The following is a 25,703-nucleotide window of genomic DNA, read 5'->3' as shown; positions in this document are numbered from 1 at the left end:
CGACGACGATGGCAAGGGCACTGCCCGGCATTGAAGGAAAGCATGTCGCCTCCGACAATGATCTGCAAACGGCGCTTCGTGCTTGGGCAATCACGCGCCTCAACTTCAAGGAAGATGGGCATGACAGAAATTCTCTCGTCTTAAGCCACCGGAAATTTCATGGATCGTTAACCAGTTCTCGTCGCACTTGCTTGAGGACTAAAATGTTATGACTGCGACAGCCCGCAAAACGGGATGAAGAGGCGGCAATCTTGGAAATGGCCAGCGAAATCGTCTACAAGGTGCTTGACCGGATTTCCGGCGCCGGTCTGCTGGCGACCGGACTTCTGTTGCTGACCGCTTTGGTCAGCGCCCTCGTCGCCTATTGGCGCACGGTCGAGAAAAAGAGCTGGAAAGAATTCTTCGAGTTCGCGATCCCGCACGAGGTCGTCACTCATCCCTCGGCGAGAGCCGACCTTCTGTTCTGGGTGACGAGGAAGGCCCTGATGCCGTTCCTCATGCTGCCTGCCGGCATCGTCTTCGTCAGCGCCGTCGGTTATGCGACGAACTGGCTACTCACGACCTTCCTTCCGATCCAATCGCCTCTGATCGACGGTCCGGCAGGACCGGTGACGGTAACGATATTCACCATCACAATGCTGCTCGCCTACGACATCTCTTACTATCTCTATCACGTCGCCCAGCATCGCTATCCGGTGCTCTGGGAACTGCACAAGGTGCACCATTCGGCCGAGGTGATGGTCGGCATAACCAAGGACCGCGTCCACCCGCTCGACGAATTGATGAACCGGGCTTGGGACGGCGTCATTCCCGGCATCTGCTTCGGCATCTGGTCGCTGGTCGCGTTGAACCTCGTCGAACTGACGATCTTCGGCGTCAACGTCTACATCATACGCAACATCCTGATGATGGATTTCGTCAGGCACACGCATTTCAAGATTTCGTTTGGGCCGCTGAACAACCTGATCTTATGCCCGCACTGGCATCAGTTGCACCACAGCACGGACCCGCGCCACTACGACAAGAACTTCGGGCTGCTCTTCTCGTTCTGGGACCGGCTGTTCGGAACGCTATGCGTTCCCAGACCGGACGAGGACTTCAAGTTCGGTTTGATCGAACGCAACGTGCGCGACTACCAGTCGCTCTCAGGCCTCTATATCCTGCCGCTGAAGCGGATTTGGCGGCTGATCGCAAGATACCTCCGCACTGAAAAGCCCGAGTCACGGCAATCGCCGCAAAGGGGGGAGCCTTGAACGGGCCCGTCGTGTGCCGGCTGCCGCAAACGCACCATATCGAAGTCGCGACTTCGGCCGCGCGCCTGGCAGAAATAGCGCCGGCCTGGACGGCGCTCTGGCAACGCGCCGGCGGCCTTGTTTTCCAGCATCCGGACTGGATCTCGGCCTGGTGGCGCACGACGCCGCATCAGGACCGGCGCGGCCTCAGGATCGGGTTGGTCTGGAGCGGCAAGCGGCTTGAGGCCGTCATTGCACTTGCGACCTTCAAGCGCTCCGGTGTCCGTATCCTGGAATGGGCGGCGAAGGATCACAGCGATTACGGCGACGTGTTGCTCGCCCCCGACTGCGACCCGTTGATTCTATCGCAACTCTGGCAACGCATTCTCGACGATGGTGGCTTCGACCTCGTTTATCTGAATCGTTTGTTGCCGGATGCCCGATTCCACGCCCTGCTCGGTTCCGCCGTCCCAGGCCGCGGCACGATCTTGCAGCCAAACCACCGCAGCGAGATCAGCCATCGTGTCGCTGGCACCTGGCAAGGCGGCGCGCAATGGTTCGAAAGCCAATCGAAAAAAACCCGGCAAAACTACCGCCGTGGCCGCAAATTCATGGAGGAAGGCGGCAAGCTGCGCTTCCGCCTGATGGATGCGCACGAAGACCGCGAGCAGGTGCTCGAGCGCGTCGCGGCGCTGAAGCGGCTGTGGCTGGCAAAGCACGGCCGCGCTTCGGATCTCTTCGACGAAGGCTCCACCGCTCTGGCGGCACTCGTCTCCGTCCTGGCCGAGCTCCGATTGCTGCGCATCTTCGTGCTCGAACGTGACGACGCGATCATCGCCGTCTCGATCAATTTCGAGCAGCGCGGGACGATGATGGCTTTCGTCACGACCTATGACCCGTCCTTCGAGCGGGCCTCGCCGGGCATGGTCTTGATGATGGACTATATCCAGTGGTCGCTTGACCAGGGCTTGACCACGGTCGACTTTCTCTGCGGCGGCGAGGATTTCAAGCGCCGCTTTTCGACGCATTCGGTGATCTTGTCATCAGTGATGGGTGGGCGAAGCCTGCGCGGACGCCTCGCCATCTTGGCCGACCGCGCCCGCAACGCCGCGAAATCATGGCGCTCCGAGAAGCCGTCGAAGCAAGCGGAGCTGGCCGAAGAATAGTCTTTTCAGATCGGCTGCATAACGGCAAGCGTCATGGAAAGGCATCTGCCGATGGACCGACACCCATCGTGCCTTCTTAAGCAACTCCAGGCCCACCGGCCTCCAATTTAGAAAATGGTTCGCGAGACCTGCCGTTCCACGGCGGGCGACAGATCGTCGTCCGGCTTGCCCGTGGCTTCCTCGCGTGGGCGTTCGCTCATGGCCGGCACTACGCCCGGCACGACCACCAGCTGCGGCACCTGCTTGTAGGAAAAGCCGCCGCGGATATCGCCCATCTTGCCGGCGATGATGCTCATGGCCGCCTTTTCGAGGCTGCGATCGTAGCGCGTTTCGGCGGCGGCCGGCGCGACGATGACGATGCAAAGCACTACGCCGCACAGAAGCGTTTTCATTGTTGTTGTCTCCCTGCCTGGTCAACGGTTTAGCAGGGCGCCGTTGAAAAACGACCAAGAGAGACGGTAAGCGAAAGGCCAAACGGCAGCGTAAACAACGCGTTAAGGTCGTGGGCCGGCCAACTGATTCAAGTCGTTGAGACTTTAATTCAGGCGCGTTGAGCGCGAACCATATGCCCGAGCGCGACGAACACGGTGCGCACGATGCCGGCCGCGTCGAGCCCGGCATCGGCGTACATCTTTTCCGGCTTGGCGTGGTCAGTGAACACGTCGGGCAGCACCAGCGGACGCACCTTCAAGCCGCTTTCCAGGAGGCCTTCGTGGGCGAGGAACTGCAGCACGTGGCTGGCAAAGCCGCCGACGGCGCCCTCCTCCACCGTCACCAGCACCTCATGGGAGCGGGCCAGCCGGCGGATCAGATCCTCGTCGAGCGGCTTGGCGAAACGGGCATCGGCGACCGTGGTGGAAAGCCCCGCCGCACCCAGCTCCTCGGCGGCGATCAGACAATCCTGCAGTCGCGTGCCGAAGGACAGCAGTGCTACCTTGGTGCCCTCCTTGAGGATGCGGCCCTTGCCGATTTCGAGAACCGAGCCGCGCTCCGGCAGGTCCACGCCGACGCCGTTGCCGCGCGGATAGCGGAAGGCGATCGGGCCGTCATCATAGCTCGCCGCGGTGCGCACCATATGGCGCAGCTCCGCCTCGTCGGCAGCGGCCATGACGACAAACCCCGGCAAGGTTGCCAGGAAGGTGGTGTCGAAAGCGCCGCAATGGGTGGCGCCGTCGGCTCCGACGAAACCAGCCCGGTCGATGGGAAACCGCACCGGCAATTTCTGGATGGCGACGTCGTGGACGACCTGGTCGTAGGCACGCTGCAGGAAGGTCGAATAGATCGCCGCGAACGGCTTATAGCCTTCGGTGGCAAGGCCGGCTGCGAAGGTCACCGCGTGCTGTTCGGCGATGCCGACATCGAAGGTCCGCGACGGGAATGCCTCGCCGAACAGGTCGAGGCCGGTGCCGCTCGGCATGGCAGCGGTGACGGCAACGATACGGTCATCCTCGCGGCCTTCCCTTACCAGGCTTTCGGCGAACACCTTGGTGTAGGCAGGCGCGTTGGCGGGCGCCTTGGCCTGCGCGCCGGTGATGACATCGAATTTGTTGACGCCGTGATATTTGTCGGCGGCGGCTTCCGCCGGCGCGTAGCCCTTGCCCTTCTGAGTGACGACATGGATCAGCACGGGGCCTTCGCCATTGTCGCGGACATTTTTCAGGACCGGGATCAGATGCTCCAGATTGTGACCGTCGATCGGGCCGATGTGATAGAAACCGAGCTCCTCGAACAGCGTGCCGCCGGTAACGTAGCCGCGTGCGTGCTCGACCGCCCTTGTGATCGCGCGGTCGGCGCGTTTGCCGAGATAGGACGTCAGTTTCTTGCCGAAATCGCGCAGGCCGATATAGGCCTTGCCCGAAGCCAGACGCGCCAGATAGGCACTCATCGCGCCGGTCGGCGGCGCGATCGACATGTCGTTGTCGTTGAGGATGACGATCAGCCGCGCATCGAGCGCGCCGGCATTGTTCATCGCCTCGTAGGCCATGCCGGCAGACATCGCACCGTCGCCGATGACAGCGATGACATTGTTGCGGCCGCCGGAGAGATCGCGAGCGGCAGCCATGCCGAGGCCGGCCGAAATCGATGTCGAGGAGTGGGCGGCGCCGAAGGGATCGTACTCGCTCTCGGCGCGGCGGGTGAAGCCCGACAGGCCCCCTTCCTGGCGCAATGTGCGGATGCGGTCACGGCGGCCGGTCAGGATCTTGTGCGGATAGGCCTGATGGCCGACGTCCCAGATAAGCCGGTCATCGGGGGTGTTGAAGACATAGTGCAGCGCCACCGTCAACTCGACCACGCCAAGGCCGGCGCCAAGATGGCCGCCGGTGTGGGAGACGGCATCGATCAGCTCGGCGCGAAGCTCGGCTGCCAATTGCGGCAGCTCGCTTTCGGCAAGCGTGCGCAGGTCGGCTGGGATGCGGACTTTGTCGAGAAGCGGCGTATGCGGCGTTGCGTTCACGGGTGCTCAGGCTTTCTGTTCATTGGCGAAATAGGCCGCCGGCCGGAGAATGTAAATGCACGTCAGTGACGCGGATCGGGCTGCGGTCCTTGGTTTGATGCATGCCGTTCTCCCAGAACCGGGTCACTTTCGGGCGAATGCATCAGCTTTCCGGCAGCGGAATGAACTCTTCCTCGTCTCCGGGAACAATATCGAAACGTCCCGTCTTCCATTCGTGCTTGGCCTGCTCGATGCGTTCCTTCGACGATGAGACGAAATTCCACCAGATGTAGCGCTGCGAGCCGAGCGAAGCGCCGCCGAACAGCATGAAATGCGCGCCGGTCTGCGACGATACGACGATCTCGTCACCGGGCCGAAACACCAGCAGCCGTTCGGCCGGGAAAGCGTCGCCCGAGATCGAGACCTCGCCTTCCAGTGTGTAGATGGCTCGTTCTTCCGCATCGGCGGGGATCTTCACGCTGGCGCCTGGCGCCAGGCGCAGATCGGCATAGAGTGTCTCTGTGTCGGCCCTGACCGGGGATCGCAGCCCTTGGAAATCACCAATGGCAATGCGGCCGCTAACGCCCTCGGCGTCGATCTCGGGCAACCGGAGTGCTGTGGTGTTCTCGAAAACTGGGGCTACGTCTTCCTTGCCGTCCGGCAGCGCCAACCAGGTCTGCAAGCCCGAAATCGACATCGGCGCGCCGCGCATTTCTTCAGGGGTGCGCTCAGAATGGACGATGCCGCGGCCGGCGGTCATCAGGTTTACGTCACCGGGCTGGATGACCATTTCGGTGCCGAGTGAATCGCGATGCCTTATATTGCCGTCGAACAGATAGGTGACCGTCGACAGACCGATATGCGGATGCGGGCGTACGTCGAGCGCCTGGCCGGCGCGCAGGATAGCCGGGCCCATGCGGTCGAAGAAGATGAACGGGCCGACCAACCGCCTCTTGGCGGTCGGCAGGGCGCGGCGCACCTGGAAACCGCCAATATCCTTGGCGTTGGGGATGACCATCAGTTCGATCTGGTCGCTGGCGAAGGCGTCGCCGGCCTCTGGGTCTTTCCCCGGGAAGAAGCTCATGCACTCTCCTTGTCAGCGCCAGAGGCAGCCTGGACGCTTCAGGCAAACCGGATCGCCGATTTCGCCCTTAGTTTGGCCGCCACTTCCTCGCGATTGCGAGGATGCTGATGAGTTTCGAGTGAATCGAGCAGTTCGCGCGCCGATGCCGCGATGGCTTCGACCGCGTGGTCGAAGGCATGCTGATTCTGCTTCGAAGGCCGCGTCGTTCCGCTCAGCTTGCGGACAAACTGAAGTGCCGCGTCGCGGACTTCGTCGTTGGTCGCGGGCGGATCAAAATTGAACAGGGTCTTGATGTTTCTGCACATCGTTTCCGTATCTCCTCTTGTCCTGAGCCGTTTCAATCAAGACGAACTCTATGCTCAATCATGATCGTGTCCAAAAGTCGGTGAGACGGCTGCGTGCCTCAGTCCGCGTCGAGCGGCTCCGTTCCAACCGGCTTGCCGTCACGCGACAGCCTGATCTTCTCGACCTTGTCCTCGGCTGCCTTTAGCAGCCGGTCGCAATGCGCCTTCAGCGCTTCGCCGCGCTCATAGATCTTGATCGACTGATCGAGCGGCACGTCGCCACGCTCAAGATCATCGACGATCTTTTCCAGCGCGTCGAGGGCCTGTTCGAAGCTCATCTCCTTGACATCTTCGTTGATCTCACCAGCCATCATTCATCCTTTCATCAGTCGCCCGACATGGGCGGCGACCGAAAATGCCAATCCCTGCAGATCGTAGCCACCCTCGAGCAGGCTGACGAGCCGGTCGCCGCTGTGACGCGCGGCGCGCTGCATCAGCTGGCCGGTCGCCCAGTCGAAATCGTCCTCGGTCAGGTTGATCTCGGCCAGCGGATCGCGGTGATGTGCGTCGAACCCGGCCGAAATGATGATCAGGTCGGGCGCGAAATTGTCGAGCGCCGGCAGCACGCGCGACAGGAAGGCATCGCGAAACACCTCGCTGCCGGTCTGCGGCGCCAGCGGTACGTTGACGATGTTGCCGGCACCGGTTTCGTTCCTCGCGCCGGTGCCGGGGTAGAGCGGCATCTGGTGCGTCGAACAATAGAGCACCGACGGATCGTCCCAGAAAATATCCTGCGTGCCGTTGCCGTGATGCACGTCCCAGTCGACGACGGCAACACGCTCGATACCATGCTTCTTCTGCGCATAACGCGCCGCGATCGCCGCCGTATTGAACAGACAAAAACCCATCGCCGTGGTTTTTTCGGCATGGTGGCCGGGCGGCCGCGCCGCGACGAAGACATTGTCGGCGCGGCCTGCAAAGACGTCGTCGACGGCGGCGTTGGCCGCACCGATTGCGGTGATCGCCGCCTGCCAGCTCTTCGGGCTGGCGGTGGTGTCAGCGTCGATGCGGGCGATTCCCTCGTCGGGAATGGCGGCGCGCACGCGGGCGACGAAATCGGCGGGATGAGCATAGAGGATGGTGGCCTCGTCGCCTTCCGGCGCCTGGATACGATCGAGCGCGGCAAAAGCCTCGTCGTCCAGCACGCGCTCGATGGCGCGCAAGCGGTCCGGCCGCTCGGGATGGCCGGGCGGCGTGAGGTGCTCAAGGAAGATCGGATGGGTATAGAGACGGGTAGCCATCGTCCTAATCTAGTGACCCGGATCGGCAAAGGCCATGCACCGGCGGCCGATGACTGGGGAAAATCGCGCCTGCGTCCATTCGCGTCGCTGCAGGCATTGGCGTCGTCCGCGCTTCGGCGTAAGGTCCGTGACACTGCCTGGTGCCCGCCGCAAGCGGGAGAATCGGGAACACGGTTGAATTCCGTGGCGTGCCCAACGCTGTAAGGGGGACCGCGCCGGTATATGCCACTGTCGATGACGGGAAGGCACCGGACGCGGGTTGATCCCGAGCCAGAAGACCGGCCTGGCAGGCATCGTCATCCGCATGGTCAGGCGGTTGGCATCGATTGCAATCGCAAGGGGACAAGCGATGCCGGAACACATGACCGCTGCTGTTGGCGATGGATTTGAGCAGAATGCGCGCGATGCGGTGTATCGCGCCATGTTCACGCGGCGCGACGTCCGCAGCCATTTCCTGCCCACCGGGCTCGACGATGAGGTGCTGGCGCGGCTGCTGCTTGCCGCCCATCACGCGCCGTCGGTCGGCTTCATGCAGCCTTGGAACTTCATCGTCATTCGCGATGCCGAGCGACGGGAAAAGGTGCGCGACCTGTTCCTGGCGGCGCGCCAGCAGGAACTGCCGGCCATTGCGGAAGAGCGGCAGGCGCTCTACCGCAAACTCAAGCTGGAAGGCATTTGCGAAAGCGCGCTCAACATCTGCATCACCTGCGATCGCGAGCGTTCGAAGGGTTCGCCACTGGGACGCTCGCACAATCCGGAGATGGACCTCTATAGCACGGTCTGCGCGGTGCAGAATTTCTGGCTGGCGGCGCGCGCCGAAGGCGTCGGTGTCGGCTGGGTCAGCATCATCGAGGCGCAAGCGCTGAAAGGCCTGCTTTCTATTCCGGAGCATGTGACCCCGGTCGCCTATCTCTGCGTCGGCCGCGTCTCGGAGTTCGCGCCAAAACCTGACCTTGAAACGCATGGCTGGGGACGGCGGCTGCCGCTGCCGGAACTGATCATGAGCGAGACGTTTTCCGGGCAAGGTGAAGTGCTGCTCAAATCGACCGTGGCGCGCCTCAACACCGTTTCTGCCGCGCCGTCGCGCCCTCGCTGATCAGGGTGTCGCGCCGGCCGGTCCCCAGGGCGAGCCGCCAAAGGAGGCCAGCGCCTTGTCCTTGAGTTCCCTGAACTTCGACGACGCCTCCGCCAGCCGGGTGTCCCAGGCCGGATCTGGCACCTGGCCCGCGATGGTCTTGAAATAGACCTGCATCAGGCAAGCGATGGCGAAGGGCTCGATGAACGCCGCCTTGAAGGCCCAGGCGAAGACGATGGCGAGCACGAAGGCCCAGTCGGCGAGCTGGCCGGGCATCAGGAAAAGAATGGCGGCGGCCGGGGCCAGCATGAGCAAGAAAATGAGGAATGATACGCCCCACATGATGACCGCCAGCCAGACGGCATTCTTGACCATGACCTTGCCATTCTGGGCATAGAGCACGACGCCCTGGCGCGCCGTCTCGAACGGCGAGGATGAATTAATGCGAATGTTGTAGCCGAGGATGATCTCATCGACATAGGTCAGCGACAGGCGGATCACCGTGTTGATGAAGGAGACGAGGCCGCTCAGGCCCGGGATCGGCAGGAAAGCGGCGATGCCGCCAAGCAGGCCGGTGATGGCGCGGATGGCGCCCTTGACCAGCTGGTCGACGACGAAAAGGATGTTGGCCTCCGCGAAACGCTGGGTAACGATATCCTTGGCGTAGGCGACCTGGCCTTGGCCACCCGGAATGTCGCGACCGTCGATCAGATGGACCATGACGGCGATGTGACCGGCCTTGACGACATAGAGGATGTATTCGCGAATCTAGTAGACGGCGATCGAGACGATGCCGAAGCCGACCACGCCGCCCCACAGGGCAAACGACAGCGGCCCGTCGGGATCGGTGGAGATATGACCGACGCCATAGCCGACAGAGGCGCCCGTGCCGGTCGCCATGATGTAGGCCAGCGTGATGCCAAAATAGACGATCATGCGAAAGACAATGAACGGCCAGGTCCGCATCATGATGGACACCGACCTGCCGATATCGAAATCCCACATGTCCCGAATCTCCCCTCAGAGATGGTGAGAAAGGATGAACCCAACCCGGCGATTGTCAATTGCCGGCCGTGGCGCCCACAGGGCAACGAACTCGGGTTAACAGGTTCCTTGGGAGCCTTCGCCGGCGCGTAGGCTGGCGGAAACGAAAAACCCGCCTGCGCGGCGGGTCACTGGCGCAAATCAGCACCATGAGCGAATATGTACCATAGCTGAGGTCACGGAGTCAAGAAAAAATTCCTATCGTGAAAAGCTGCCGGCACAAAAGCTGCCGACACTGCCGAACTGGCTGTCGTCAGGTCTTTTGCTAACCTGAGTTCGGAGCCCTACCGTGGCGCCAAGCCACCAATGGGATTTCAACTCGGTTGACCCGGCCTTTTGAGCAGGCCTTCGAGCAGTTGCTTGAACGCCGTGACCACCTTCTTCGAGGTCGCTTCGGGGTCGTTCGAATTGGCGATCCGCTGCGCCGCCTGACTGCTCGCGCCGTTGATCAGCCGCGAGGCAGTTTCGGGGTCGAGGCTGGAGACGACGACCCCCTCCTCCTGAAGCGCCGTCAGATGGCCGGTCATTGAAGCGATGCACGCATTGGCGTTCGGCCATTGTGCCGGATCGCCCAGAACGGCCGGGCCATCCCGGAACATGATGCGCTGGATTTCCGGCTCCAGCGCCATCTCGATATAGGTCGAACATTCGTCGACGAACTGCTGCCAACGGGTCGGCGCTCTCGACGCGACCTCATTGATGCGCGCCGCCATCTCCCCATCGATTTCGGCGATAACCGCCTGCAGCAGGCCCTTCTTGTCGCCGAAGTGATGATAAAGCGCGCCGCGCGTCAGTCCGGCTGAGGCGGTGAAGTCATCCATCGAGGCCTCCGAATAGCCGATCGTGCCGAAGGCATGGCGGGCGGCCGCGATCAATTTGGCGCGTGTCTCGGCGATCATCTCCTTGCGAGGCTTGTGCATGGCTACCGGCCCTATTCACATACGCATCGTATGCCAATTGACATACGTCGCGTATGCGCTATTTGATATTCATACGCACCGTATGTAAATGTCGAATCGTGCTTTGTCGAGGAACCAACCCATGCAAAATCCCTATGTGGAGATCTTTCGTGCCCCCGGAACCAAGGGCTTTGCCGCCGCGGGCTTCATAGCGCGCCTGCCGATCGCCATGGCGCCAATCGGCATCGTGGCAATGCTGTCGCAGACGCGCGGAGAATATTGGCTGGCCGGCGCCGTCGCCGCGACATTCGCGCTCGCCAACGCTTTCCTGGCGCCGCAGATATCGAGACTGGTGGATCGCCTTGGCCAGACGCGGATCGTAGTGCCCACCACCATCATTTCGGTGCTGGCTTTCGTCGTATTGGTTGCGGCCGCCAATCAAGACTGGCCGGTGTGGATGCTGTTCGTGTCGGCACTGCTGGCGGCGGCGATGCCCAGCATACCGGCAATGGTGCGCGCGCGCTGGACCGAGATTTTTCGCGGGCGGCCTCAGATGAACACCGCGTTCGCCTTCGAGTCGGCGGCCGACGAACTGGTCTACATAGCGGGTGCATCGCTGTCGGTGGGCCTGAGTGCCGCGCTGTTCCCGGAAGCGGGCATGGTGGCGAGCACGTTATTTCTCGCATTGGGATCAATAGCCTTCATCCTGCAACGCTCGACCGAGCCGCAAGTGCGACCGGTGGAACAGGGCTCTGGCGGCTCCGCAATCCGCCTGCGACCGGTTCAGATCATCACCTTCGCCCTGATCTTCGTCGGCGCAACCTTCGCGACGACGGAAGTGAGCACCGTCGCGATCACCAAAGAGCTTGGGCAACTGGCGGCCGCGAGCTTGGTCATCGGCGTCTATGCGCTCGGGTCGTTCGTGCTGGGCATCATCGTCGGCGCACTCAACCTGCAAGCACCGCTGCAACGCCAGCTGGCCATCGCAGTCGCCCTCGTCGCGCTCGGCACGCTGCTGCCGCTCACCGCCGACACGGTGCCTCTGCTGGCATTGACCGTGTTCATCAGCGGCGTGGCGATCTCGCCGACCTTCATAACCGCCTTCGGCCTGATTGAACGACACGTGCCGGAAGCAATGCTGACCGAAGGCATCACCTGGGTGATGACCGGGATCGGCATCGGCATGGCTCTTGGTTCCTTCGCCGCCGGTGCGGTGGTGGACGCATTCGGCGCTCAGAACGGGTTCTGGGTCTCGGTTGCTTCAGGCACAATCGCGCTGGCCACGGTGCTGCTTGGCCAGCGCAGCCTTGCTACGCGAGAATGTGACATGGACGGGTGCGAAACCGCCGCCATTCCTGCGGAATGATCGACGGGCCTGGGTTAAGGCCGGGAGCTACCGGCCAGCGCTCAGAGAATCTCGGTCTTGGCGATATGGATGCCAAAACCTTCGAGGCCGACATAGTGGCGTTCGCGCGAGGCGATCAGGTTGATCGAGGAAATGCCGAGATCCTTAAGGATCTGCGCGCCGAGCCCGATCTCGCGCCACTCGTTTTCGCGGCGGCGGGCCTCTTCGTGATCCTCGCGGTCGCCGCTCGCCGGCCGCTTGCGCTCCTGATGGGCGACGCCGACAGAGCCTTCGCGCAGATAGACGATAACGCCGCGCCTGCGCTCGCCCATCGCCTTCATGATGGCGTCGAGCCGATGGCTGGTGCCGAAGACATCCGTCACCACATCCTCGGAATGCAGACGCACCGGCACGTCCTCGCCGTCACGGATGTCGCCGAAGACGATGGCAACGTGATGCATGGAGTCCCAGGGCAGCGTGNATGAGGTCGGCGACCGAAACCTGCTTCAGGCCATGCTCCTCGGCAAAGGCCGCGACCTGCGGGCCGCGCTTGACGGTGCCGTCGTCATTGACCAGTTCGGAAATGACACCGATCGGCGGCAGGCCGGCGAGCTTGCACAAATCGACCGCCGCTTCGGTATGACCCGAACGCATCAGCACGCCGCCCTCGCGCGCGATCAGCGGAAAGATGTGGCCTGGGCGGACGAAATCGGAGGCGCCGACATTGCCGTTGGCGAGGTTGCGCACGGTCAGCGTGCGGTCGTCGGCCGAAATGCCCGTGGTGGTGCCATGCTTGAAATCGACGCTGACCGTGAAAGCGGTGGTGTGGGCCGAATCATTGTCGGCGACCATCGGCGCAAGGTTCAGCCGCTTGGCTTCCTCGCGCGGCATCGGCGTGCAGACGATGCCCGAGGTGTGGCGAACGATGAACGCCATCTTTTCAGGCGTGCAGTGGACGGCGGCGACGATCAGGTCGCCCTCGTTCTCGCGCCCGTCATCGTCCATGACGACGACGATCTCGCCCCGTTCGAAAGCGCGCAGGGCTTCGACGATTTTCTTCTGGTCGTAAGGCATAAATGCTCGCTTCGCTCGCAGGGAATAAGGGAGTAGGGCAGTACGGGAGTAGGGAAATGCAAAAAGATTTGGCTGGCCGGGCTAAGAGCGCAACATAGTCCCCTATTCCCCTATTCCCCTTCCCGTCTGTCCTCGATGACGCAGATAATGATCGGCAAGGGCGCAGGCAACCATCGCCTCGCCGATCGGCACGGCACGGATGCCGACGCATGGATCGTGGCGGCCCTTGGTCATGATCTCGACGTCGTGGCCGTCCTTGTCGATCGATCTTCGCGGCGTCAGGATCGAGGAGGTCGGCTTGACGGCGAAACGGGCGACGATCGCCTGGCCGGTCGAGATGCCGCCGAGGATACCGCCGGCATTGTTGGACAGGAACACCGGCTTGCCGTCATTGCCCATGCGCATCTCGTCGGCATTCTGCTCGCCGGTGATGCGGGCGGCCTCAAAGCCGTTGCCAATCTCGACGCCCTTGACGGCGTTGATCGACATCAGGCCAGACGCGATGTCCTGGTCGAGCTTGGCGTAGATCGGCGCGCCGAGGCCTGCCGGAACGCCGTCGGCGACGATCTCGATCACCGCGCCGACCGAGGACCCCGCCTTGCGGATGCCGTCGAGATATCTAGTGAAGACCGAAACGGAAGCCGGATCAGGGGTGAAGAACGGATTTTCCGCGTCGCCGATGAAATTCCAGTTCCAGTTGGCGCGGTCGATGGATTTTTCGCCCATCGACACCAGCGCGCCGCGCACCACCACGCCGGGCACAACCTTGCGCGCCAAGGCACCGGCTGCCACCCGCGCGGCCGTCTCGCGGGCCGAGGAGCGGCCGCCGCCACGATAATCGCGCACGCCGTATTTGACGTCATAAGTGTAATCGGCATGGCCGGGCCGATATTGGCGGGCTATCTCGCCATAATCCTTCGAGCGCTGGTCGACATTCTCGATCAGCATCGACACCGGCGTGCCGGTGGTGATCATGGTCTCGCCGTCCTCGTCGAGGATGAAGCCGGACAGCACCTTCACCTCATCTGGTTCGCGACGTTGCGTCACGAAACGTGACTGTCCCGGCCGACGCTTGTCGAGTTCAGCCTGAATCTCGGCTTGGGTGAAGCGGATGCCGGGCGGACAACCATCGACGACGCAGCCGAGCGACGGGCCATGGCTTTCACCCCAGGTGGTGACGCGGAAAAGGTGACCGAACGTGTTGTGAGACATAGAATGACCCTGCCCGGCAGCGGAGCCGGCTTGACGCATGACCCCGAAATCGAAGCGATGTTCGGAAAGGATCATGCGCAATCAAAAGTGCTACAGCGTCCTTTGCGCGTCCATGAGGCCGCGCGGCGCTGTAGTCTGCTTCTATTGGCGTTTTTCACAGGGGTCAAACTGTGATCTGGCGGATTTAGTTTTGACACATTCGGTTGGTTTCTGCTCTGCTCCATCCGCCGTTGAACGCCCGCCGCCATGCCGGTGCAATGACAAAGAGGAACGACTATGCGTACCCTGATTGGCGCCATTGCCGCCACACTGCTGCTTTCAACCGCTGCTTTCGCTGGCCAGACCGAAGGTTTGATCAAGAAGGTCGACAAGGACGCGCTGACGCTGACGTTGGATGACGGCAAGTCCTACAAGCTGAATGCCGAGACCGATCTCGACGCGCTGAAGCCGGGCATGGACATCGTCATCGCTTATGACGTGAACAATGGCGAGAATGTCGTCACCGATATGCAGTTACCGGACAGCGACACGAACTAGGGAATTGGTGCCCTAAAGCCACTCCAGGCTCTTGCCTTCGAGCTTGAGCAAACGATCGTGCCGTATTTCCAGGTTCGCCGCCTCGTCCTCTGCCACATCGAGCACGAAGCGAAACAAGGCGCGCATGACGCCGCCATGGGTAACGCAGATCGTCTGGCGTTCGATCGCGTCGAAATATGGCCTCACGCGTTCGAGCAGCATCTGGTAACTCTCCGCGCCGTCGCCGGGTGGCCGAAAGTTCCATTTGTCCAGAGCGCGCGTCCTGCCCGCTCCGGGATATCGCGCCTCGAGCTCGGGGAAGGTAAATCCCTGCCAATCACCGAAATTGACTTCGACGAGGCGTGGATCCGTTCGATAGGCGCCTGGATCAAGCTCCATCGCGACGCGGATGCGCTGCATCGTTTCGCGCGTCCGTTTCATGGGGCTGGCGACGAAATCGAAATCTTCGGGATTTTGGACCAGTTCGGCTAGCCGACGACCGTTTCGGGTCGCCTGCTCGCGGCCAAGAGCATTGAGATCGGTATCGGCCTGGCCTTGAAGCCGGAACTCGGCGTTCCACGCGGTCTGGCCGTGGCGCACGATATAAACCAGCGGGTACATCAAGTCTTCCGGTGCGGGATCGGGACGGATGACGGTTGGTGGGTTAGTCCTTGACCGTCGAGATATCAGGCGCATCGACCGCCTTCATGCCGACGACGTGGTAGCCCGAATCGACGTGATGCACTTCACCGGTGACGCCGCGCGACAGATCGGACAGGAAATAAACGCCGGAATCGCCGACTTCCTCCTGCGTCACCGTTTGCTTCAGCGGCGAATTATACTCGTTCCACTTCAGAATGTAGCGGAAATCGCCGATGCCGGAAGCGGCAAGCGTCTTGATCGGGCCAGCCGAGATGGCGTTGACGCGGATCTTCTTTGCGCCGAGGTCGACGGCCAGGTAGCGCACGCTGGCCTCGAGCGCCGCCTTGGCGACACCCATGACGTTGTAATGCGGCATCACCTTTTCGGCGCCGTAGTAGGTCAGGGTCAGCAGCGAGCCGCCATTGGCCATCAGCGCCTCGGCGCGCTTGGCAATGGTGGTGAAGGAATAGACCGAAATGTCCATGGTGCGCAGGAAATTGTCGCGCGTCGTTTCGACATAACGGCCGGTCAGTTCGTCCTTGTCGGAGAAGGCAATGGCGTGGACGAGGAAATCAAGCTTGCCCCAGTGCCTGGCGACATTGGCGAAAACCTCGTCCAGGCTCGCCGGATCGGTCACGTCGCAATGGCCGGCGACAAAGGCGCCCAGTTCCGCCGCCAGCGGCTCGACACGCTTTTTGAATGCCTCGCCCTGATAGGTCAGCGCGATCTCGGCGCCGTGGTCGACACAGGCCTTGGCGATGCCATAGGCGATCGACCTGTTGTTGGCGACGCCAAGAATAAGGCCGCGCTTGCCGGCCATTAGGCCCTGTCCACCCGCCATGTGAGCGCTCTCCGCAAGATTTCTGCTTTGTGGAGTGCCCTATCGCACAGGCACAGAGCCCCTTCAAGCGCTCAAACTGGACAGTTCGGGGGACAAGAGCCGCCGATCAGCCTTTTTGACTGCGCAACAGCGCTTCGAGTGCGCTATCGCCGCCCTCCGGCAGCATGATCCGGACATGGGCGTAGAGATCGCCGTGGCCGCCGGCCTTTTCCGGCAGGCCCCTGCCCTTCAGCCGCAGGACCTTGTCGGAGCTCGACCAGGCGGGGATGTTGACCGCGAGCCGGCCGGTCGGTGTATCGACGGGAACCTTGGCGCCGAGCACGGCATCCGCCAGCGTCACCGGCAGATCGGCGTGCAGGTCGCGGCCCTCGATGCGGTAGCGCGGATGCCGGCGAAGATGGATCTTGACCAGCGCGTCGCCCGGCAGGCCTGGCCCTTGCTCGCCCTGCCCCTTCAGCCGGATGGTCTGGCCATCCTCGACATAGGCCGGCAATTTGACGGCCACCTTGCGGCCGTCGGGGAATATCGCCGTCACTTTTTCGGCGGTCGCCGCCTCCTCGATGGTAACGTCGAGCGTCACGTTCAGATCGGCAGCGGTCGCGGGCTGGCGGCGATCTCCCATCCCGGCGCCACGTACGCCAGAAAAAGCATCGCCGAAAATCTGGCTGAAGATGTCGCTGTTGCCGTCGAACGGATCGCCGCCCGGGCGGCCGGAGCGGAATTCGAATCGCGAACCGCCAGGCCCTTGCTGCCGGCGAAATCCGCCGAAGGGATCGCCACCACCGGCAGCGCCCTCGAAGCCCTGGAATCGCGGCTTGCCGTCGGCGTCGATCTCGCCGCGATCGAAAGCGACACGATTCTTCTCGTCGCCGACGATCTCGTAGGCCTGGTTGGCCGCGGCAAATCGGTCCTTCGCCTTGGGATCATTCGGATTCTGATCCGGATGATACTTCTTGGCGAGTTTCCGATACGCCGATTTTATGTCCTTGGCCGATGCGTTCTTGGCAACGCCCAGCACCTCATAGGGGTCGCGCATGCTTACTGCCCTGGAGAAGAGTTGAGTCTCTGGTTGCTCCCTATATGCGCTCGCATAGGAAGAAATTCCAGTGCTCGAGCAGCATATCAAAAGCGGAAGATCATAGCTTGTTCCAAAAGTCGGCGGTTGAGGATTGGCGAGGGTTTTTTGTCGATCCGGAAGGAACCGATCGCAGCCGATATCGGGATATCGGCAAGATTGGCAACGCGCCGGGCGACGAAAAAGATTCGCCGAGCCCGATCCAATCGACTTTCAGAACACGCTCAGAGCGCCCTGAAGTCCTGCATGCGCCAGCCGCCGGCGCTGGCCAGGCACAGTTCGCCTTCGAACATGGCGACGCCGTCAAAGCTTTCGCGTGAGACCTTGAAACGGCGGCATGTCTGGCCCTTGTCCTTCAACTCCGCCAGTCCGGTGATGGAACCGCGTGACCCGGTGCCGGCATTGGCCCACGGCACTGCCTGTCCGCCGAGCTGTTCGATGTCGGCCGAGGACACCGCGTTGCCGATCGTCGTCTGGTCGGAATCGCGATCCAAATTGGCAGGCACGGCCGAGACAGATGTGCTGTTGGTCAGGATGGAGCGGTCGACTTCGGCCTTTTCCAGGCTGAAGCCACCGGCGCCACAGGCGGCAAGCGGCAACGCGACTGCCACGATCGCGACTTTCGCGCTGGCCGAAGCGATAACGCCCCATTGCCTGCTGTCAAAAGCTCGCGCAATACGCGACAATCGGCAACCTCCCCCTGGCTTCGTGATAATTTGGGCTACGTGACAAATTGAGAAAAACTATGAGTGACACAGAGTTAACAAGCGGTGACTTTACCGAGGCTGCGGAGCCCTTTCGCCTCTTTGCCGCATGGCTTGAGGACGCCACGAAGAGCGAAATGAACGATCCCAACGGCGTGGCGCTGGCGACCGTCGATGCCGACGGCATGCCGAATGTGCGCATGGTTCTGCTCAAGGGGTTCGATGAGAGCGGGTTTGTCTTCTATACGAATTTCGAGAGCGCCAAGGGCCAGGAAATTCTTGGCAGCATGAAGGCGGCGATGTGCTTCCATTGGAAATCGCTGCGCCGGCAGGTGCGTATTCGCGGACCGGTGGAGATCGTCAGCGACGCCGAGGCCGACGCCTATTACGCAACGCGGCCGCGCGGCAGCCGCATCGGCGCCTGGGCCTCGAAACAGTCGCGACCGCTGGAAAGCCGTTTCGCCCTGGAGAAGGCGGTGGCCGAATACACGGCGCGCCATGCAATCGGCGAGATCCCTAGGCCAAAGCACTGGTCGGGCTTTCGCATTGTCCCTCAGACGATCGAATTCTGGCACGACAGGCCATTCCGGCTACACGACCGTGTTGTCTTCAGCCGTGACGCGAAAGGCGGCTGGGGCAAGACGAGGCTTTACCCCTGAAAGAGCGGCTCAGGCCTTCTTCCTGGTCATGAATGCCGTCAGCGCGGCGCGCGCCTCATCCGATTTCAGCCGCTCGCGAAAATGCTCGCTTTCCTCGCCGATGCGGGCGACGAGATCGTCGCGCGAGCCGCGCATCAGGTCGCGCGCGATCTTCAGCGCCTGCGGTGGCTTGGCCGCGATCTGGCCGGCCGCCGCCAGCACCGCGGCTTCAAGTGCTGCTTCCTCGACCACCTCGTAGATCAAGCCGGCGACCTTCGCCCGTTCGGCCGAAAGGCCCTCGCCGAGGCCGAGTAGCGCAAACGCGCCTTGCTGTCCCAGGATTCGCGGCACCAAAAGGCTGGATCCCGCCTCGGGCACCAGACCAAGGTCAACGAAAGGCGTCCTGAACACGGTGCGCGGTGTGGCGAAAGTCAGATCGCAATGCAGGTTGAGCGTCGTGCCGATGCCGACCGCGATGCCGTCGACGCCGGAGACGATGGGCTTCTCGACCCTGGCCAGCGCCATCAGGAAGTCCCAGACCTCGGTGCCGCCATCGCCGCCGGTGGCGACGACCATGAAATCGGCGAGATCGTTGCCGGAGGAGAAGGCGCCGGGCACGCCCAGGAACACATGGACGCGGACCGCAGGATCGGCGTCGCCTTCGGCCAGGGTTTTTGACATTTTCGCATACATGGCGCGCGTCAGCGCGTTCTTCTTGTCAGGCCGGTTCATGCGGATGATCTGGATGGCGCCCTGGCGCTCGACGAGGATGTGGTCTGTCACGGTCTTTTCCTTGTGAACGTCAGGCAGAAACCAGCGTCTTGCCGGCGGCGGCAAGGCTCTCGGCGCCTTCGACAACGCGATCCTTCAAGGCACCGACCTCGCCGATCAGGTTTTCGGCGAAGAAGCGGCAAAGTGCGATGCGGCCCTGATCGGCAAGAGCGCCCTGCGCCAGATAGGCGCCGCCGGCGGCAAGCGAGATCAGCCTGAGATAGGGCGTAGCACCTGCCAGCGCCTCTTCCGGTCGGCCATCGGCCGACAGTTTTTGCAGAAAGCGCGTCGCTTGCGTCAGATCGGCAAGTGCTGCGTCGAGAGCATCGGCGGTGCGGCCGAAACCCTGCAGGTTCGAGGTTCGCACCGCTCCTGCCACCGCAGCCAGTTCGGCGATGAAGCCATGCACATGGTCGCCACCGCCGAGCGGCAGCTTGCGCATCACCAGATCGATCGCCTGGATGCCGTTGGTGCCCTCATAGATCGGTGCGATGCGAGCATCGCGGTAGAGGGCAGCCGCGCCCGTTTCCTCGATGAAGCCCATGCCGCCATGCACCTGGACGCCGAGCGAGGCAACTTCGACACCGACGTCGGTCGAGAAAGCCTTGGCCAGCGGCGTCAGCAGGTTGGCCCGGTCGCGCCAATGCGCCGCCTCGTCGCCGTCCGAGACGCGTGCCAGGTCGATGGCATAGGCACATGAATAGCTGATCGCGCGTGCGATCTGCGTCAGCGCCTTCATGGTCAAGAGATTGCGCTGCACGTCGGGGTGATGGACAATCGGTGCCATGCCGGCGCCAGCGTAGCTTGCCGCCTTGCCTTGTCGGCGCTCATTGGCATAGGCAATCGCCTTCTGCGTTGCGGCCTCGGCGACAGCGACGCCCTGCATGCCGACGCACAGCCGCGCATTGTTCATCATGGTGAACATGCAGGCGAGGCCCTTGTTCTCCTCGCCGATCAGCCAGCCGATGGCGCCCGGCTTGGCGCCCTGGAAGCCATCACCATAGATCATGGTGCAGGTCGGCGAAGCATGGATGCCGAGCTTGTGCTCCAGGCCGGAACAGAAGACGTCGTTGCGGGCACCGAGCGAGCCATCGTCGCCGACCAGGAATTTCGGCACCAGGAACAGCGAGATGCCGCGCGTGCCGGCCGGTGCGTCGGGCAACCGCGCCAACACCAGGTGGATGATGTTGTCGGTGAAATCGTGCTCGCCATAGGTGATGAAGATTTTCTGGCCGAAGATGCGGTAGCTGCCGTCACCGGCCGGCTCGGCACGGGCGCGCAAGGCGGCGAGGTCCGAACCCGCCTGCGGCTCGGTCAGGTTCATCGTGCCCATCCATTCGCCGGACACAAGCTTTTCGAGATATTTTGCCTTGAGGTCTTCGGAGGCGTGTTTGTCGAGCGCTTCGACCGCGCCCATGGTCAGCGTCGGACCGATGCCGAAAGCCATGGCGGCGGAGTTCCACATTTCGAGCGCCGCAACGCCAAGCATGGTCGGCAGCGCTTGGCCGCCGTAGGCTTCAGGTCCGGAGAGCGCGTTCCAGCCGCCGTCGATCCAGCGGCGATAGAGCTCCTTCCAGCCGGGCGGTGTGGTGACGGCGGCACCCTTCAGCAGCGCACCTTGTTGGTCGCCGATCTTGTAGAGCGGTGCCACCTCCTCGGTGGCGAAACGGCCAGCCTCGGCAAGGACGGCATCGACCAGATCCTCGCCGAGATCGCCGAAGGTGCCGGCCTCAAGGGCGGATTTCATGCCCGCCACGTGCTTCAGGGTGAACGCGATGTCCTCGACCGGTGCCCGATACATGCCGCTCGTTCTCCTTATGCGCGAACCCTACAGCCAGTGCTGCCCCAAAACCATCCGCTCTTGGGCGAGTCTCCCATCTCCTTTTTACGTAAACGTCAAATTTTGTCACGCGGATTTGCAGTCACGGCGGCGCGTATTAGATTCAAGCAATGCCGGATGAAATCAACCGGCGACAGATCAGAACTAGCCGACCGGAGCCGCGCTGAACGCGGTGCTTGATATGTACGGTCAAAACCCGTACATATCGTGCTAGAGGTGATCGTGATGCCAAACCAACAGACCCGTACCACCCGTCTCGAAGCTCGGATCTCACCGGATATGCTGAGTGTGGTGAAACGTGCCGCCGAAATCCAGGGCCGCAGCGTCAGCGACTTCGTGGTCTCCGCAGCGCAGGAAGCTGCACAACGCACCATTGAGGAGACTGCTATCATCCGCCTGTCCATTGAGGACCAGCGCGCTCTGGTAGAAGCCATTCTCAATCCACCCGAACCCAATGAAGCGCTGCGCAAAGCTGCCGACGCCTACAAGCGACTTGTCGTCGAATCCCGGTGAGTCTAGATCTGATCATCGAGCCGCTGGGCGGATCGTATGATCGTAAGGCATTCAGTTGTGGCGTGCTGGCACTCGACCACTATCTACGCGAGCAGGCGAGCCAGGACGTCAAACGCCGAGTCAGCAACTGCTTTGTCGCCGCAGATCGTGATGTCGATCTCATTGCCGGATATTACACTCTTGCAGCGTCAAGCGTGCCCATAGCTTCGCTGCCACAAGACCTGACAAAACGCCTGCCGCGTTATCCAGTCCTGCCCGCCATATTGATCGGAAGGTTGGCAGTCGATACCCGATATCAGGGACAACGAGTTGGATCGATACTGATCGTGGATGCGCTCCGGCGCTGCGCCCAAGCTGCTCCTGCCTGCTTCGCGCTGATCGTCGACGCCAAGGACGACAAGGCCGCGGCTTTTTATCGCAAACATGGTTTCACGCCATTTCACGACCGCCCGTTGTCGATGTTCCTCTCGGTAGCGACGGCGTTGAAGCTGTTCGACTGACGCACCGCATTGCCTTGAAAGCACTTCCTTAACCATAGCGGTCCAGGATTTGAATTCGGTCAACGGGGATCCCCTGTTTGAAAAGGACGGCGCACCTCCTTCGCCGCACAGCGCTCCTCGCTTTCGCGGCGACGATGGCGCTGTCGATGGCGGCAAGGGCTTCGGATTTTTCCGAGCCCTGGAAGAACGCCGATCGCGCCCTAGTCGTCGACGCCTACGAGTATAATTCCATCGACTGGGCCCAGCTCGCCACCGACAAGCGGGTGGTCGGGTTCATCAACAAGGCGTCCGACGGTATGCCGCCGCCCTATTACTGTTTGGGTGATGACACCGAGGTGAAGCTCTGCAAGGCATTGTGGAAACGCCACGCAGTGACGCGCGAACTCTTCCAGACCCGCCGGGTTGTCGCCAAGGCACTCGGCCTGAAATGGGGCGCCTACCATCTCGCCCGCCCCGGCAATCCGGTCGAGCAGGCCAACAGCTTCCTCGATTTCGCCGAGCCCGCACCGGACGATCTCATGGCCCTCGACATCGAGGGCAACGATCCTTCACAATGGATGTCACTGGACGATGCCGAGGAGTTCGTCCGCCAGGTGCATCGGCGCGTCGGCCGCTTCCCGGTCATCTACACCAACGGCAAGACAGCCCAGTACATTGCCGACAACAGCTACAGATACCGGCTCCTGTCGCGGTTGCCACTCTGGTATGCCCGCTACATCAACGACATCGACGTGCATTTTCCGATGGGCAACTGGCAGGGCTACGCACTGTGGCAGTTTTCGGCGCGAGCCAATTGCGGCAGGTTCCGCTGCCCTTACAGGGTCGCCGGTACACCCAAGGACATCGACGTCAATGTCGCGCCGACGGATGCCGCCACGCTGCGCGCGCAATGGCCGTTCGGTGGGCTCATCGACGTGCCGCCCGACTATCTCGCCTCGATACCACTTCCCGTCTCACGCGAAGCCGGCCTTGCCGGCAATGTCACCATCACCTACGCCTCGGTGGCGGCGCCGCCGACCTTCGAGGACATGGTTGTGGCGTTGGGCACGCGCTGGACGAAATTTCGCGACGGTTTCCGCATGCCTGTCGTGAAGACGGTGCCGCGACGGCCTGACTTCGGCATTGTCCAATATGTCGCCTGGAAGCGGACGGAACAGCGTTTTCCGGCGCAACTCGACGCCGCCTTTGCCGCCGCCGATCCACTCAGCACCGCTTCGACCGAGATCGATCGCGGCCAGCGGTAGACTGCCGTCTCTCCAAAGAGACCTTCAGTTTGACTGCTCGCGCGCAACGGCCTGCCAGCCAATGTCGCGGCGGCAGAAGCCATCCGGCCAGTCGATGCGGTCGAGCGCGGCGTAGGCTCGTCTCTGCGCCTCGCCGACGGTGCTTCCCGTCGCCGTGACATTGAGGACGCGGCCGCCATTGGCGACCAGCGCGCCGCCATTGATGGCGGTACCGGCGTGGAAGATCTCGACACCGTCGCCCGCCGCGTCTTCGACGCCGCGGATGACCGACCCCTTTTCCGGCGTGCCCGGATAGCCCCGGGCCGCCATCACCACGGTAAGTGCGGCCTCGTCGCGCCAACGCACCGAAGTATGGGCAAGCTGCCCGTCGGTTGCCGCGTTGAGCAGAACCAACAGATCGTCCTTCAGCCGCATCATCAGCACCTGGCATTCCGGATCGCCGAACCGGGTGTTGTATTCGATCAGCTTCGGCCCCTTATCTGATATCATCAGCCCGGCGAACAGTACGCCGGCGAAGGGCGCACCCAGTTCGGCCATGCCGCGCATGGTCGGCTCGACGATCTCGCGCATGGTGCGTTCGACCATCTGCGGCGTCATCACCGGAGCTGGCGAGTAGGCGCCCATGCCACCGGTGTTGGGACCGGTGTCGCCATCGCCAACGCGCTTGTGATCCTGCGCGGTGCCGAAGGGCAGCGCGGTGTTACCGTCGCAGAGGCAGAAGAAGCTTGCCTCTTCGCCGGTCATGAACTCCTCGACCACCACCTCCGCGCCGGCGGCACCAAAGGAACCGTCGAAACAGGCATCGAGTGCGGCCCGCGCCTCATCCAGCGTCATGGCGACCGTGACGCCCTTGCCGGCGGCGAGCCCATCGGCCTTGATGACGATCGGCGCGCCCATCTTCTCGACATAGGCCTTGGCGGTCGCGAGATCGCCGAAGCGGCCATAGGCAGCGGTCGGGATGTTGTATTGGGCACAGAGATCCTTGGTAAAACCCTTCGAACCTTCCAGCTGCGCGGCCGCCTTGGATGGGCCGAAGACACGAATGGCTTGCGCGCGCAAATAATCGGCAATGCCGGCGACCAGCGGCCCTTCCGGGCCGACGACGACGAGGTCGATTTTTTTCTCCTTGCAGAAGACGGTTACAGCGGCATGGTCGGCTATATCCAGCTTCACCAATTCGGCCTCGCCGCCGATACCCGGATTGCCGGGAGCGGCGTAGAGCCTGGTCAGTAGCGGTGACGCGGCGATCTTCCAGGCGAGCGCATGTTCGCGGCCACCGGAGCCGAGAAGAAGAACGTTCATGGCCACCTCTTGATGCCGATCTCTTTGAGCACCCGCTATTGCTCTCTGGACGACGGGTCAAGGCATCAGGGTGCTTTGATCGGAATTTGCGCACGGGAACGGTACCACATGCCGAACTTCGGCGGCGGTATCCGCCGAACAAGTTCCGGCGCTGCTCAGCCCTCGTAGACGACCGGGAACCAGTCCTCGCGCAATTTCTGCCCCGGCCGCATGCCATGGCCATGATAGGGCGGCGAGGTGCGACCCGGCCGTTCGACGTAGCGCGCATCGTCACCGACCCAGCGCAGCGACAGCGCCCGACGTCGCGCCGTCGTCAGATTGCCGCGCGCGCCATGCGCGGTCCTGAAGTCGAACAGGATGGCGTCGCCCGGCTCCATTTCCCATTCGAGCACCTTCAACGACGGATCCTTGTCGGGATCGGGCACCGGCAGGTAGTCACCCTCGCCGGCATAAAAATTGCTGTCGTCGAGCCAGCGCACCGGCAGGATCATCTTGTCCCATTTGTGCGAACCGGCGATCAGCCGCAGCGTCGCCTCCTTCACCGGATCGATGGGAATCCAGAAGCTTACCGTCTGCTGGCCATCGACAAAGTAGTAAGGAATGTCCTGATGCCAGGGCGTCGGCTTCTGCGTGCCGGGTTCCTTGACCAGCACATGGTCGTGGAAGAACTGCGCGGTGCGCGACTGCATGACCGCCGCCGCCAATTCGGCGGCGGGCGATTCCCGCACCACACTGACGAATTCGGGAATGCGCTCCCAGTTGCAATAGTCGTCGAAGAAACTGCCGCGACCGTTGGCGATATCAGACGCGGCGGCGCTGCGGTTCTGCATGTTGCGCTCGATGCCGGCGGCAATCGTGTCGACCCAGCCCTTGAAGGCGCCTCGGATGCAGACCGCTCCGTCACGGTGATAGTCGGCGATTGTCTTTGCATCGATTGCTTGGGTGTCGGTTGCGGAAGCCATGGCGT

At 62.4% G+C, this 25,703-nt stretch carries 26 protein-coding genes, 2 pseudogenes and 1 riboswitch; of the genes and pseudogenes, 10 read left to right on the top strand and 18 right to left on the bottom strand.

Annotated features, from left to right (window positions below):
• Positions 1 to 257: 257 nt before the first annotated feature.
• The gene (locus X744_RS157535; RefSeq protein ID WP_023759119.1) at positions 258 to 1,253 is read left to right on the top strand and encodes a sterol desaturase family protein; all 996 of its coding nucleotides are present in this window, start codon (positions 258 to 260) and stop codon (positions 1,251 to 1,253) included.
• Positions 1,250 to 2,398, top strand: coding sequence for a GNAT family N-acetyltransferase (locus tag X744_RS157540; protein WP_023759118.1), 1,149 nt, complete (start codon positions 1,250 to 1,252; stop codon positions 2,396 to 2,398). Before X744_RS157535 ends, X744_RS157540 begins: the two co-directional genes overlap by 4 nt.
• A gap of 107 nt (positions 2,399 to 2,505) precedes the next feature.
• Here X744_RS157540 and X744_RS157545 read toward each other — a convergent pair whose 3' ends face one another.
• The 6 genes from X744_RS157545 to X744_RS157570 all read right to left on the bottom strand — a co-directional run bounded on the left by X744_RS157545 (position 2,506) and on the right by X744_RS157570 (position 7,501).
• Positions 2,506 to 2,790: a hypothetical protein gene (locus tag X744_RS157545; RefSeq protein WP_023759117.1), complete on the bottom strand. Its 285-nt coding sequence runs from the start codon at positions 2,788 to 2,790 to the stop codon at positions 2,506 to 2,508.
• 149 nt (positions 2,791 to 2,939) lie between these two features.
• Positions 2,940 to 4,853 carry a 1-deoxy-D-xylulose-5-phosphate synthase gene (dxs, locus tag X744_RS157550; protein WP_023759116.1) on the bottom strand — a complete coding sequence of 638 codons (1,914 nt, stop codon included), beginning with the start codon at positions 4,851 to 4,853 and terminating at the stop codon, positions 2,940 to 2,942.
• 142 nt (positions 4,854 to 4,995) lie between these two features.
• A complete protein-coding gene (locus X744_RS157555) occupies positions 4,996 to 5,916 on the bottom strand; it encodes a pirin family protein (protein WP_023759115.1) in 921 nt (306 codons plus the stop codon).
• A gap of 38 nt (positions 5,917 to 5,954) precedes the next feature.
• Positions 5,955 to 6,221 carry a DUF2277 domain-containing protein gene (locus X744_RS157560; protein WP_023759114.1) on the bottom strand — a complete coding sequence of 89 codons (267 nt, stop codon included), beginning with the start codon at positions 6,219 to 6,221 and terminating at the stop codon, positions 5,955 to 5,957.
• Positions 6,222 to 6,319: 98 nt separating this feature from the next.
• Positions 6,320 to 6,571, bottom strand: coding sequence for an exodeoxyribonuclease VII small subunit (locus X744_RS157565; RefSeq protein ID WP_023759113.1), 252 nt, complete (start codon positions 6,569 to 6,571; stop codon positions 6,320 to 6,322).
• A gap of 3 nt (positions 6,572 to 6,574) precedes the next feature.
• Positions 6,575 to 7,501, bottom strand: a complete 927-nt coding sequence (locus tag X744_RS157570) for a histone deacetylase family protein (protein WP_023759112.1) — start codon at positions 7,499 to 7,501, stop codon at positions 6,575 to 6,577.
• Positions 7,502 to 7,622: 121 nt separating this feature from the next.
• Positions 7,623 to 7,803, top strand: a riboswitch (cobalamin riboswitch).
• A gap of 47 nt (positions 7,804 to 7,850) precedes the next feature.
• On the opposite strand from X744_RS157570, the gene bluB reads away from it, so the two are divergent.
• On the top strand, positions 7,851 to 8,597 hold the full coding sequence (gene bluB, locus X744_RS157575; RefSeq protein WP_023759111.1) for a 5,6-dimethylbenzimidazole synthase: 747 nt from the start codon (positions 7,851 to 7,853) through the stop codon (positions 8,595 to 8,597).
• Here the strand turns inward: bluB and X744_RS01000000169595 are convergent.
• A pseudogene (locus tag X744_RS01000000169595) lies at positions 8,598 to 9,581 on the bottom strand (hypothetical protein). It lies immediately after the preceding gene.
• Positions 9,582 to 9,934: 353 nt separating this feature from the next.
• Positions 9,935 to 10,540, bottom strand: coding sequence for a TetR/AcrR family transcriptional regulator (locus X744_RS157580; protein WP_023759110.1), 606 nt, complete (start codon positions 10,538 to 10,540; stop codon positions 9,935 to 9,937).
• A gap of 121 nt (positions 10,541 to 10,661) precedes the next feature.
• On the opposite strand from X744_RS157580, the gene X744_RS157585 reads away from it, so the two are divergent.
• Complete coding sequence (locus X744_RS157585) at positions 10,662 to 11,885, top strand: MFS transporter (protein WP_023759109.1); 1,224 nt, start codon at positions 10,662 to 10,664, stop codon at positions 11,883 to 11,885.
• A gap of 41 nt (positions 11,886 to 11,926) precedes the next feature.
• Here X744_RS157585 and ribB read toward each other — a convergent pair.
• Positions 11,927 to 12,938 (bottom strand): annotated as a pseudogene (gene ribB / locus X744_RS01000000169590) (3,4-dihydroxy-2-butanone-4-phosphate synthase).
• Positions 12,939 to 13,040: 102 nt separating this feature from the next.
• The gene (aroC, locus tag X744_RS157590) at positions 13,041 to 14,150 is read right to left on the bottom strand and encodes a chorismate synthase (protein ID WP_023759108.1); all 1,110 of its coding nucleotides are present in this window, start codon (positions 14,148 to 14,150) and stop codon (positions 13,041 to 13,043) included.
• A 3-nt stretch (positions 14,151 to 14,153) separates the two neighbouring features.
• On the opposite strand from aroC, the gene X744_RS1000000173640 reads away from it, so the two are divergent.
• Together X744_RS1000000173640 and X744_RS157595 are read left to right on the top strand one after the other, a co-directional pair.
• Positions 14,154 to 14,324 carry a hypothetical protein gene (locus X744_RS1000000173640; protein ID WP_156938534.1) on the top strand — a complete coding sequence of 57 codons (171 nt, stop codon included), beginning with the start codon at positions 14,154 to 14,156 and terminating at the stop codon, positions 14,322 to 14,324.
• 102 nt (positions 14,325 to 14,426) lie between these two features.
• Positions 14,427 to 14,687, top strand: a complete 261-nt coding sequence (locus X744_RS157595) for a DUF1344 domain-containing protein (RefSeq protein ID WP_023759107.1) — start codon at positions 14,427 to 14,429, stop codon at positions 14,685 to 14,687.
• A 12-nt stretch (positions 14,688 to 14,699) separates the two neighbouring features.
• On the opposite strand, the gene X744_RS157600 is transcribed toward X744_RS157595, so the two are convergent.
• The 4 genes from X744_RS157600 to X744_RS157615 form a co-directional block, all read right to left on the bottom strand.
• On the bottom strand, positions 14,700 to 15,287 hold the full coding sequence (locus X744_RS157600) for a histidine phosphatase family protein (protein ID WP_023759106.1): 588 nt from the start codon (positions 15,285 to 15,287) through the stop codon (positions 14,700 to 14,702).
• Between the two features lie 43 nt (positions 15,288 to 15,330).
• Positions 15,331 to 16,149: an enoyl-ACP reductase FabI gene (gene fabI, locus X744_RS157605; RefSeq protein ID WP_023759105.1), complete on the bottom strand. Its 819-nt coding sequence runs from the start codon at positions 16,147 to 16,149 to the stop codon at positions 15,331 to 15,333.
• A 106-nt stretch (positions 16,150 to 16,255) separates the two neighbouring features.
• Positions 16,256 to 17,185: a J domain-containing protein gene (locus tag X744_RS157610; protein ID WP_023759104.1), complete on the bottom strand. Its 930-nt coding sequence runs from the start codon at positions 17,183 to 17,185 to the stop codon at positions 16,256 to 16,258.
• Positions 17,186 to 17,448: 263 nt separating this feature from the next.
• On the bottom strand, positions 17,449 to 17,910 hold the full coding sequence (locus X744_RS157615; RefSeq protein WP_023759102.1) for an RT0821/Lpp0805 family surface protein: 462 nt from the start codon (positions 17,908 to 17,910) through the stop codon (positions 17,449 to 17,451).
• A gap of 59 nt (positions 17,911 to 17,969) precedes the next feature.
• On the opposite strand from X744_RS157615, the gene pdxH reads away from it, so the two are divergent.
• The gene (pdxH, locus tag X744_RS157620; RefSeq protein WP_023759101.1) at positions 17,970 to 18,587 is read left to right on the top strand and encodes a pyridoxamine 5'-phosphate oxidase; all 618 of its coding nucleotides are present in this window, start codon (positions 17,970 to 17,972) and stop codon (positions 18,585 to 18,587) included.
• Positions 18,588 to 18,596: 9 nt separating this feature from the next.
• On the opposite strand, the gene X744_RS157625 is transcribed toward pdxH, so the two are convergent.
• On the bottom strand, positions 18,597 to 19,349 hold the full coding sequence (locus X744_RS157625) for a crotonase/enoyl-CoA hydratase family protein (RefSeq protein ID WP_023759100.1): 753 nt from the start codon (positions 19,347 to 19,349) through the stop codon (positions 18,597 to 18,599).
• Positions 19,350 to 19,368: 19 nt separating this feature from the next.
• Entirely contained in the window at positions 19,369 to 21,138 is a 1,770-nt protein-coding gene (locus tag X744_RS157630) for an acyl-CoA dehydrogenase (protein ID WP_023759099.1), read from the bottom strand.
• Positions 21,139 to 21,402: 264 nt separating this feature from the next.
• Between X744_RS157630 and X744_RS157635 the strand changes: the two genes are divergently transcribed.
• The 3 genes from X744_RS157635 to X744_RS157645 all read left to right on the top strand — a co-directional run bounded on the left by X744_RS157635 (position 21,403) and on the right by X744_RS157645 (position 23,434).
• A complete protein-coding gene (locus tag X744_RS157635; RefSeq protein ID WP_023759098.1) occupies positions 21,403 to 21,690 on the top strand; it encodes a DUF1778 domain-containing protein in 288 nt (95 codons plus the stop codon).
• Positions 21,687 to 22,190, top strand: coding sequence for a GNAT family N-acetyltransferase (locus tag X744_RS157640; protein WP_023759097.1), 504 nt, complete (start codon positions 21,687 to 21,689; stop codon positions 22,188 to 22,190). The genes X744_RS157635 and X744_RS157640 overlap by 4 nt, the downstream gene beginning before the upstream one ends.
• Positions 22,191 to 22,267: 77 nt before the next feature.
• Positions 22,268 to 23,434, top strand: coding sequence for a glycoside hydrolase family 25 protein (locus tag X744_RS157645; RefSeq protein ID WP_023759096.1), 1,167 nt, complete (start codon positions 22,268 to 22,270; stop codon positions 23,432 to 23,434).
• A 24-nt stretch (positions 23,435 to 23,458) separates the two neighbouring features.
• On the opposite strand, the gene purD is transcribed toward X744_RS157645, so the two are convergent.
• Together purD and X744_RS157655 are read right to left on the bottom strand one after the other, a co-directional pair.
• A complete protein-coding gene (gene purD / locus X744_RS157650) occupies positions 23,459 to 24,736 on the bottom strand; it encodes a phosphoribosylamine--glycine ligase (protein WP_023759095.1) in 1,278 nt (425 codons plus the stop codon).
• Between the two features lie 155 nt (positions 24,737 to 24,891).
• Positions 24,892 to 25,698, bottom strand: a complete 807-nt coding sequence (locus tag X744_RS157655) for a phytanoyl-CoA dioxygenase family protein (RefSeq protein WP_023759094.1) — start codon at positions 25,696 to 25,698, stop codon at positions 24,892 to 24,894.
• Between the last annotated feature and the right edge of the window lie 5 nt (positions 25,699 to 25,703).

The organism is Mesorhizobium sp. LNHC252B00, from assembly GCF_000502955.1.
GTDB lineage: Bacteria > Pseudomonadota > Alphaproteobacteria > Rhizobiales > Rhizobiaceae > Mesorhizobium.
This window is presented reverse-complemented; position numbering and strand designations above follow the sequence as displayed.